The organism is Luteibacter sp. UNC138MFCol5.1, assembly GCF_900110505.1.
GTDB lineage: Bacteria > Pseudomonadota > Gammaproteobacteria > Xanthomonadales > Rhodanobacteraceae > Luteibacter.
Window position 1 is genome coordinate 22,511 of record NZ_FODZ01000009.1, and the last position, 8,891, is coordinate 31,401.

General features: G+C 67.7%; 8 protein-coding genes. 7 read left to right on the forward strand and 1 reads right to left on the reverse strand.

Annotation, left to right across the window (positions count from 1 at the left end; genetic code table 11):
* Positions 1 to 13: 13 nt before the first annotated feature.
* Positions 14 to 1,162: a bifunctional 2-methylcitrate synthase/citrate synthase gene (prpC, locus tag BMY69_RS18430; RefSeq protein WP_090181089.1), complete on the forward strand. Its 1,149-nt coding sequence runs from the start codon at positions 14 to 16 to the stop codon at positions 1,160 to 1,162.
* 91 nt (positions 1,163 to 1,253) lie between these two features.
* Here the strand turns inward: prpC and BMY69_RS18435 are convergent, their stop codons facing one another.
* Positions 1,254 to 3,272, reverse strand: coding sequence for an oxidoreductase (locus BMY69_RS18435; protein ID WP_177191217.1), 2,019 nt, complete (start codon positions 3,270 to 3,272; stop codon positions 1,254 to 1,256).
* Positions 3,273 to 3,613: 341 nt separating this feature from the next.
* Between BMY69_RS18435 and BMY69_RS18440 the strand changes: the two genes are divergently transcribed.
* The 6 genes from BMY69_RS18440 to BMY69_RS18465 all read left to right on the forward strand — a co-directional run bounded on the left by BMY69_RS18440 (position 3,614) and on the right by BMY69_RS18465 (position 8,720).
* Positions 3,614 to 4,537: a hypothetical protein gene (locus BMY69_RS18440; RefSeq protein ID WP_090181056.1), complete on the forward strand. Its 924-nt coding sequence runs from the start codon at positions 3,614 to 3,616 to the stop codon at positions 4,535 to 4,537.
* Positions 4,538 to 4,624: 87 nt separating this feature from the next.
* Entirely contained in the window at positions 4,625 to 4,984 is a 360-nt protein-coding gene (locus BMY69_RS18445; protein WP_143070524.1) for a hypothetical protein, read from the forward strand.
* Complete coding sequence (locus BMY69_RS18450; RefSeq protein WP_090181061.1) at positions 4,981 to 5,664, forward strand: C39 family peptidase; 684 nt, start codon at positions 4,981 to 4,983, stop codon at positions 5,662 to 5,664. The genes BMY69_RS18445 and BMY69_RS18450 overlap by 4 nt, the downstream gene beginning before the upstream one ends.
* A complete protein-coding gene (locus BMY69_RS19720; protein WP_090181064.1) occupies positions 5,661 to 6,284 on the forward strand; it encodes a hypothetical protein in 624 nt (207 codons plus the stop codon). The genes BMY69_RS18450 and BMY69_RS19720 overlap by 4 nt, the downstream gene beginning before the upstream one ends.
* 3 nt (positions 6,285 to 6,287) lie before the next feature.
* Positions 6,288 to 7,682 (forward strand): acetate kinase, encoded by a 1,395-nt coding sequence (locus BMY69_RS18460; protein ID WP_218143224.1) that lies wholly within the window; start codon positions 6,288 to 6,290, stop codon positions 7,680 to 7,682.
* Positions 7,683 to 7,862: 180 nt separating this feature from the next.
* Positions 7,863 to 8,720, forward strand: coding sequence for an outer membrane protein (locus BMY69_RS18465; protein WP_090181066.1), 858 nt, complete (start codon positions 7,863 to 7,865; stop codon positions 8,718 to 8,720).
* Positions 8,721 to 8,891 lie beyond the last annotated feature (171 nt).

Here is an 8,891-nt window from a genome sequence, read left to right on the forward strand (position 1 = left end):
GGAGTTTATGGACATGAGCGACACCACCACCGCGCCGAAGGCCAAGAAATCCGTCGCACTCTCCGGCGTGGCCGCGGGCAACACCGCGCTGTGCACCGTCGGCCGCAGCGGCAACGACCTGCATTACCGCGGCTACGACATCCACGACCTCGCCGCCAAGGGCTCGTTCGAGGAAGTGGCCTACCTGCTGGTCCACGGCGTGCTGCCGAACTGGATGGAGCTGAACGCGTACCGCGCCAAGCTGAAGCGCCTGCGCGGCCTGCCCGCGCCGGTGAAGGGCGCGCTGGAGCTGCTGCCCGCCGCGACGCATCCGATGGACGTCATGCGCACGGGCGCGTCGGTGCTCGGCACCGTGCTGCCGGAGAAGGAAGACCACAACGTCACCGGCGCGCGCGACATCGCGGACCGCCTGATGGCGAGCTTCGGTTCGATGCTGCTGTACTGGTACCACTTCAGCCACAACGGCAAGCGCATCGAAACGGAAACCGACGACGACTCGATCGCCGCGCACTTCCTGCACCTGCTGCACGGCCGCAAGCCGAGCGAACTGCATTCGCATGCGCTCGACCGCTCTCTGGTGCTCTATGCCGAGCACGAGTTCAACGCCAGCACGTTCACGGCGCGCGTCATCGCCGGTACCGGTTCGGACATGTATTCGGCCATCACCGGTGCGATCGGCGCGCTGCGCGGTCCGAAGCACGGTGGCGCGAACGAAGTCGCGATGGAGATCATCGCGCGTTACCGCGACGCGGCCGAGGCGGAAGCCGATATCCGTGCGCGCGTGGAGCGCAAGGAGATCATCATCGGGTTCGGCCACCCGGTCTACACCGTGTCCGATCCGCGCAACGAGATCATCAAGGAAATCGCGCGCAAGCTCTGCACCGACGGCGGCAATCCGCGTCTGTTCGAGGTTTCGGAGAAGATCGAGAAGCTGATGTGGGAACTGAAGAAGATGTTCCCCAACCTCGACTGGTACTCGGCCTCCGCGTACCACATGATGGGCGTGCCGACGGCAATGTTCACCCCGCTGTTCGTCATCGCGCGCACGTCGGGCTGGAGCGCGCATGTGATCGAGCAGCGCCAGGACGGCAAGATCATCCGCCCGAGCGCGAACTACACGGGTCCGGAAGACCAGACCTACGTGCCGATCGAGAAAAGGTAAGGCACCCGCCGCGGCTCGACCGGTAGGAGCGCGCCCTGCGCGCGACAGCTTCTCGCGAGGAGCGACAGGTGCCGCTCCTACCCGATTCGGATCAGATGGCCGCCGCCAGGCGCGTGGCCTTGTCGATCGCCCGCTTGGCGTCCAGTTCGGCCGCCACCTCGGCACCGCCGATCAGCCGCACGTCGACGCCCTTCGCGACCAGCGCCTCGTGCAGTTCGCGATTGGGCTCCTGTCCCGCGCATACGATCACGTGATCGACGTCGAGCACCTGCGGCTTGCCGTCGATCACCACGTGCAGCCCCGCATCGTCGATGCGCTCGTAACTCACGCCGCCCAGCATCTGCACGCGCTTGTTCTTCAGCGTGGCCCGGTGCACCCAGCCCGAGGTCTTGTTCAGGCGTCCGCCGGGGCGACCTTCGCTGCGTTGCAGGAGCCACACCTGCCGCTCCGGTTTCTCCGGGCGCGCCGGCATGAGACCGCCCGGCGTCGCCATCGTCATGTCCACGCCCCATTCCTTCGTCCAGCGCGAGACGTCCGTGGTGGGGGAGGGCGTGGCTTCGGTCAGGAACTCGGCCACGTCGAAGCCGATGCCGCCCGCGCCGATGATCGCGACCTTCTCGCCCACGGGTGCGTTGCCATGGAGGACGTCGATGTAGCTCAGCACCTTCGGATGGTCCGCGCCCGGCAGGTCGAGCGCGCGCGGTAGCACGCCCGTCGCCAGGATGACGGTATCGAATCCGTCGCGGGCGAGCGCGTCGGCCGTCGCGTCGGTACCGAGGCGACGCTCGACGCCCGTGGCGTCGAGGCGATGGTCGAAGTAGCGCAGGGTCTCGTGAAACTCTTCCTTGCCCGGGATACGCTTGGCCATGTTGAACTGGCCACCGATCGCCGATGCGCGATCGAACAGCGTCACGGCGTGGCCGCGTTCGGCGAGCGTGGTGGACGCGGCAAGTCCGGCCGGCCCGGCGCCGACCACCGCGACGCGCTTCTTCGCGGTCGCGGGCGCGATCACGAGCTCGGTCTCGTGGCAGGCGCGCGGATTGACGAGGCACGACGCGCGACGGTTCACGAACACGTGGTCGAGGCACGCCTGGTTGCAGGCGATGCATGTGTTGATGGTTTCCGGTCGCGCCGCGCGCGCCTTGTTCACCCATTCGGGATCGGCCAGCAGCGGGCGGGCCATGGACACCATGTCCGCGTCGCCCTGCGCGAGGATCCGCTCGGCGACGTCCGGCATGTTGATGCGATTGGTGGTCACGAGCGGGATGCCGACCTCGCCTTTCATCCGTCGCGTCACCCAGGTAAAGGCGCCGCGCGGCACGCTGGTGACGATGGTCGGCACGCGCGCTTCGTGCCAGCCGATGCCCGTGTTGATGATCGTGGCGCCGGCCGCCTCGATGGCCTTGCCGAGCGTGACGATGTCCGTCCACGACTGCGCTTCGTCGACGAGGTCGAGCATCGACAGCCGGTAGACGATGATGAAGTCCCTGCCGACCGCCTCGCGCATGCGGCGGACGATCTCGACGGGAAAGCGCATGCGATTCTCGCTGGAGCCACCCCAGCGATCGGTGCGCTTGTTGGTGCGCGCCGCGAGGAACTGGTTGATCAGGTAACCCTCCGAGCCCATCACTTCCACGCCGTCGTAGCCGGCGTCCTGCGCGAGCTTCGCGCTGCGCACGAAGGCGTCGATGCTGCGTTCCACGCCGCGCGCCGAGAGCGCGCGCGGCGTGAACGGCGTGATCGGCGACTTGATCCGCGATGGCGCGACGGAAAACGGCTGATAGCCGTAGCGTCCCGCGTGCAGGATCTGCATGCAGATCTTCCCGCCCTCGGCGTGCACGGCCCGCGTGACCTTGCGATGGCGACCGACGTGCCATGGCATCGACATCGTGCCCGACATGGGCTTCAGCCAGCCCTGGATGTTCGGCGCGATGCCGCCGGTGACGATCAGGCCCACGCCGCCCCGCGCGCGCTCGGCGAAGAAGGCCGCCAGCTTGTCGAAGTCGGCCGCCTTGTCTTCCAGGCCCGTGTGCATGGAACCCATGAGCACGCGGTTGCGCAGGGTGGTGAAGCCCAGGTCGAGCGGGGCAAGCAGGTGCGGGTAGGCCACGGAACGCTCCGGTTCAAACGATCGTTCGAATGATCGTCCGATCCCGGCCCGAGGGCAAGCGATCGAAGGCCCGCCGAACAGGCCCCGGATACCCGCCGCGACAGCCATCTCACTCCCGCCGCAACGGCGTTACGGCGTGTATCGCGTCCGTTACAGGACGTGCGCGCTTCGCCGCCGGGCGGCCCGCGTAAACCCGCATGGATGCACGCCTCTCCGCAAATACGGCCAAAGGCACGCAACTTGCTGCGGCTCCTTCACCCCCCGTGTTGGCAGGACGCGGCGGTCGGCAAGAGAAACAGGGGTTCGCGAAGCTCATGCTATGCACACCAGGAGACTCTCCCATGCGTAAGACTCTTATCGCCACGGCGATCTGCCTCGCCACCGGACTTTCGCTGCCGGTGATGGCCGACGACACCCAGACCGGATCCTCGGGCGCCACCGCGCAGCGCCGGTCCATGGCTATCCAGTATTCCGACAGCTCCACGTACAGCGACAGCTCGACCCATTCATGGGCCGACAGTTCGACGCATACGAAGACGACCACCGGTTCGTTCAACACGACGAACGTGGCCGCGAACACCGTACTCAACGGCACCGTGAGCGACGTCAGCTCGACGATGGGCAACGTGGCCTGGAACCGCGGCGACGCCAGCGGAGCGCGCGGCGGATCCGGCGGTGACGGCTACGGCGCGAAGGGCTACGGCGGCCATGGCGGATCCGGCGGCGACGGCGGAAACGCCCGCGCCAGCGGCGCCGTGGGCGGTGATGGCTCCTCCTCATCGGGCGACGCCTGGGCCGCGAGCGGCGCGAAGGGCGGCGGCGCATGGGGTGATGGCGGCGACGCGTCCGGCGACGGCGGCAACGCGCGTGCGCGTGGCGCGGGTTCGCATACCTCGACCGGCGGATCCACCGCCAGCACGGGCGGCGCGAGCAGCAGCGCGGGCGGCGCGGGCACCTCCGGTGCGTCGACAGGCACGTCGGGCGCGTCGACCGGAACGGGCGGCGCGGGCGGCGAAGCCATGGCGGCGGGCGGCGCGGGCGGCGCCGGCGGTGCGGGCGCGTCCGGTACCGGCGGCTCGGGCTCCGGCGCGGCCGGCGGCGCAGGCGGTGCGGGTGGCTCGGCGTCCGCGAACGCCGGTTCGTTCTCGGTGGCCAACACCTTGAGTGGCGGTGCGGGGGCGGCCGGTATCACGACCTCGGTCGCGAACATCGGTGGCGGCCTGATCCAGACCGGCATCACCGTCCAGGCGAACATCAACCCGTAACAGGTTGTGCTCGGCAACAGGAGCCACGGGGCGCCATCGCGCCCCGTGGTGACCGCAGGGAACCGTCAGGACCTCGAGGACACCCAGATGCCGCAGTTTTCCAGACAACGGGTAAGCCTGGCAGCGATCGTCGCGATCGTCGCCTTCAGCGGAGGAGCCGCGTTCGCCGCGACGCCGCCGCAGCAATCGCCGCCGATATCGTTCGGCCAGCCGACGCCGGTCGAGGCGCTCGGCGACATGACCGGCGGAAGCGACACCACGCACAACACCAACCAGCTGAACGCCACGATGAGCGAGGCGGATGCGCGGCGGAACATCACGGGCACGAACGTCATTTCCAGCGACGCGCTGAGCAACGCTTCCGGCATCCCCACCGTCATCCAGAACAGTGGCAACAACGTGATCATCCAGAACGCCACGATCGTGAACCTCAGGATGAATCCATGAAGATCGCCTGCGCCGTTGGCCTCGCGTTGCTCGTCGCGGCACCGGCCGCGCCGGCGATGAAGGTCGAGGTGCAGACGAGTCCGGGTACGTCGTACCCGGTGAAGATGACCAGTCTCAAGGAAGCGCGTTTCCGCAACACGGTGCGGCAGAAGTACGACTTCAGCTGCGGCTCCGCGGCGGTGGCGACGCTGCTCACGTACCAGTACGGCGACCCCATCGACGAGCAGTCGGCGTTCGACATCATGTACGAGCACGGCGACCAGGCGAAGATCGGCAAGGAGGGTTTCTCCCTGCTCGACATCAAGCGCTTCCTCGCCTCGCGCGGCTTCCAGGCCGACGGTTTCGACGTGCCGCTCGAACGCCTCGAGGTCGAAGGCGTTCCCGCCATCGTGCTGATCAACGAACGCGGCTACCACCATTTCGTGGTGGTCAAGGGTTACAAGAAGGGCCGCGTGCTGCTCGGCGATCCCGCCCGCGGCACGCGCGCGATGTCCCGGCGCCGCTTCGACGCGCTGTGGACCAACCGCATCGTCTTCGTCATCCACAACGAACGCGACCGCGCGATCTTCAACAGTCCGCGCGACTGGGCCGTCGCACCCGCGGCGCCCATCGCCGAAGGCATCGAGCGCAATGGACTGGGCCCTATCGTGATGCCGAAACGCGGTCCGGGGGACATATGAACACCCGACACTTCCTGATCGCCGCCGTCCTCGCCGGTGGCGCATGCGCCACCGCCCAGGCGGCGGATCTTCCGCGCCATCGCGCGGTCCCCGACGCGCAGCTCGACCGCATCCGCGGTGGCTACGACTTCGGCGACAACCTGAGGGCGTCGTTCGCGCTGCAACGCACCGTGCTGATCAACGGCATGGAAGCGATGCGGACGTCCATCTCGGTGCCGGACATCGCGACGATGACCGCCGACCAGGCGGCCGCGCTGCAGAACGCGTTGCGCACGACGATCGTCACCAACGGCATGGGCGAGGTCGCCGGCTCGGTGCCGGGCGTGCAGGCGCCCGCCGTGACGGCCCCGTCGGCCGTCGCACCGGCCGCCGCCGCGGCGAACGGCGCGGCCGCTTCCGCGAACGGCAACGCGGCGAACGCAGGAGCGGCATCGGCCGCCGTGGTCGCGACGCTGCCCAGCGCGTCGTTGCCCGGGCTCGTCGTCCAGAACTCGCTCGACAACCAGGCCATCATGGCCACCACGACGATCGACGCGTCGGTCAACACGGCCAACATGCTGCAAAACATGAGGGTATCGGAGTCGATACGCGACGCGGTGATCCAGTTCCGGGGGAACTAACGCATGTATCGCAACGGCAGGGTGATGCAGGCTAAAACGTGCGTGAGCGCGCTGGCGCTCGCGGTGCTTCCGCTGTGGATCGGCGCGTGCCTGGCGCAGGAATCCAGCGTCGATCCGGAGCTGCGCGACAAGATCGACGCGCAGGGACGGCGCATCGACGCCATGCGAACCCGCATGGCGGAGCAGCTCGCCGAGCTCGAGCAGATGAAGCGCGAACTCGCCGCGCAGGAGCTGCAGTACAACGACCTGCGCAAGGCCGTCGGACTGAACGCGCTCGAGGAAGCGCGGGGCGCCGCCGGCGAGCTCGCCGATCCGCGTGCGCAGGCGTCCGCGCCCGCGCAGGACGCGCCCGGCGCCCCGCCGCCGGGCGCACCGGCGGCACCCGCGTCGGGCCCCGTCGTCGCCGCGCAGCCCGTCGGACGCCGTCCGGAAACCGACGAACGGCCACCGGAGGTCGCCCCCATCTTCGACCAGCCCGGCGTGCTCACGCCGCGCGGCAAGCTGATCGTCGAGCCGTCGTACCAGTACGGTTACTCGTCGAGCGATCGCGTCGCGCTGGTCGGCTACACGGTGATCCCCGCCGTCCTCATCGGCCTGGTCGACGTGCGCCAGGTGAAGCAGACGACGCAGACCGGCGCGATCGCGTTCCGCTACGGCCTGACCAACCGCATGGAACTGGAAGTGCGCGTGCCCTACGTGGACGTGCACACCGATACGATCAGCCGCGAGATCTTCACGGGCACCGCCACCGACCGCCTGTTCACCACCAGCGGCAAGGGCATCGGCGATGTCGAAGCCACGCTTCGCTATCAGATCAACGACGGTGGCCCCGACAAGCCGTATTACATCGGCTGGTTCCGCGCCAAGTCGCGCACGGGCCGCGATCCGTTCGAGGTGACGACGGACTGCGTGACGCGTTGCATCGAGAGCTTCACCGGCACCGGCCTGCCGCTGCGCAGTCCCACCGGCTCGGGGTTCTACTCCGCGCAACTCGGCGTGACGTGGCTCTATCCTTCTGATCCGGTGGTCTTCTTCGGCAACCTCAGCTACCTGCGCAACTTCGAGCGTAAGAACGTCAGCCGTACGATCCTCGGCGGCGGCAAGCAGTTCCTGGGCGATGTGAAAGCGGGCGACATCGCCGACATCAGCATCGGCATGGGTCTGTCGCTCAACGAGAAGGCGTCGATCAGCATCGGCTACGACCAGGCCTTCGTCGCCCGCACCACGCAGGACGGCCATCCGCTCGCCGGATCGGCGCGCGCCACGCTGGGCTCGTTGCTCATCGGCGGCTCGTACCGATTCAACGACAAGGAGACGCTCAACATCACGCTGGGCGTCGGCGTCACGCGCGACACGCCGGACACCACGATCACGGTGCGCCTGCCACTCACGCTGTAGCCCTCCGGAAGGTAGCGAGCGTCACATATCCGCACGCACCTCGCTCACAGTCCCTTCACCAACGTGACGCACTCCGCGTTTCAAACACGCGGAGGTTCCCGTGCACGCCGCGCACACATCATGGATCGTTAAGATTTCGCTCGGGGGTTCGATCAAAAAATACTTAGCAGGGAGTTACCAATGCGCTCACGTCCACATCGTCATGCCAAGGTCGTCGCGGGCCTCGCGCTGGCTTCGATCGCTACCTTCGGTGCCGCCGCGCACGCGCAGGACAGCAGCAACAAGAAGTCGCAGTCGCCCGCGCTCGACAACATCAGCGTCTGGGTCGGCGGCTACTACACCAACAACGACACGACGATCGGTGCCAACACCGGCATCCTCAACACCAGCGGCGACGTGAACCTCGAAGACGATCTCGACTTCAAGAAGCACAAGACGGTGCCGCGCGTGCGCCTCGACTTCCTGATCGGCGAGCACCAGGGCTTCACCTTCGACTACTACAAGGTCGATCGTTCGAACTCGAAGAGCCTTTCCGAGCAGATCAACTTCCTCGGCAACCCGATCCAGGCCAGCGCCTACGTCAAGGGCGACCTGAAGTTCACCTTCGGCAGCGCGGCGTACAAGTGGTGGTTCGGCACCGGTAACGACGTGTTCGGGGTGGGCCTCGGTGCCGCGTACTACAAGGTCGAAGCCAGCATCTACGGCTCGGTCACCGCGCTCGGTCAGACCGAGTCCTCGGGCTCGTCCAGCGACACCAACGCCTGGGCCCCGAATCTGCAGCTCGGCTGGCGCCATGCGTTCAACGACCAGTGGCGCATGTACGTCAACGCGTCGGGCGTGAAGAAGAACGGCGGTTCGCTCAACGGCCACATCTGGGACGCCGCGGTCGGCGTCGAGTGGTTCCCGTGGGAGAACGTCGGTTTCGGCGCCGAGTACGCCTACACCAAGATCGACCTGCACCAGGACAAGCGTCGCTACGACCTCGACCTGGACATGAAGCTGCACGGCCCCGCGGCTTACGTGCGCTTCCGCTTCTGATACGAAACTGGGTGGGAATCCAGGGGGCCGCCGAGAGGCGGCCCTTTTTGTTGGAGCGGACCGGCCGCGATAGCTTCTCGCGACCACCCGGAGTTGGCGCGCGAGCTTGATGACCGTGGCGAGGAGCCGTCGCGGCCAGGTCCGCTCCCACAGGCGCACCGAACGGCAGGG

Bases quoted from the DNA above. Each gene is read 5' to 3' on its own strand.
- prpC (WP_090181089.1), top strand. From the start codon at position 14: ATGAGCGACACCACCACCGCGCCGAAGGCCAAGAAATCCGTCGCACTC.
- BMY69_RS18440 (WP_090181056.1), top strand. From the start codon at position 3,614: ATGCGTAAGACTCTTATCGCCACGGCGATCTGCCTCGCCACCGGACTT.
- BMY69_RS18445 (WP_143070524.1), top strand. From the start codon at position 4,625: ATGCCGCAGTTTTCCAGACAACGGGTAAGCCTGGCAGCGATCGTCGCG.
- BMY69_RS18450 (WP_090181061.1), top strand. From the start codon at position 4,981: ATGAAGATCGCCTGCGCCGTTGGCCTCGCGTTGCTCGTCGCGGCACCG.
- BMY69_RS19720 (WP_090181064.1), top strand. From the start codon at position 5,661: ATGAACACCCGACACTTCCTGATCGCCGCCGTCCTCGCCGGTGGCGCA.
- BMY69_RS18460 (WP_218143224.1), top strand. From the start codon at position 6,288: ATGTATCGCAACGGCAGGGTGATGCAGGCTAAAACGTGCGTGAGCGCG.
- BMY69_RS18465 (WP_090181066.1), top strand. From the start codon at position 7,863: ATGCGCTCACGTCCACATCGTCATGCCAAGGTCGTCGCGGGCCTCGCG.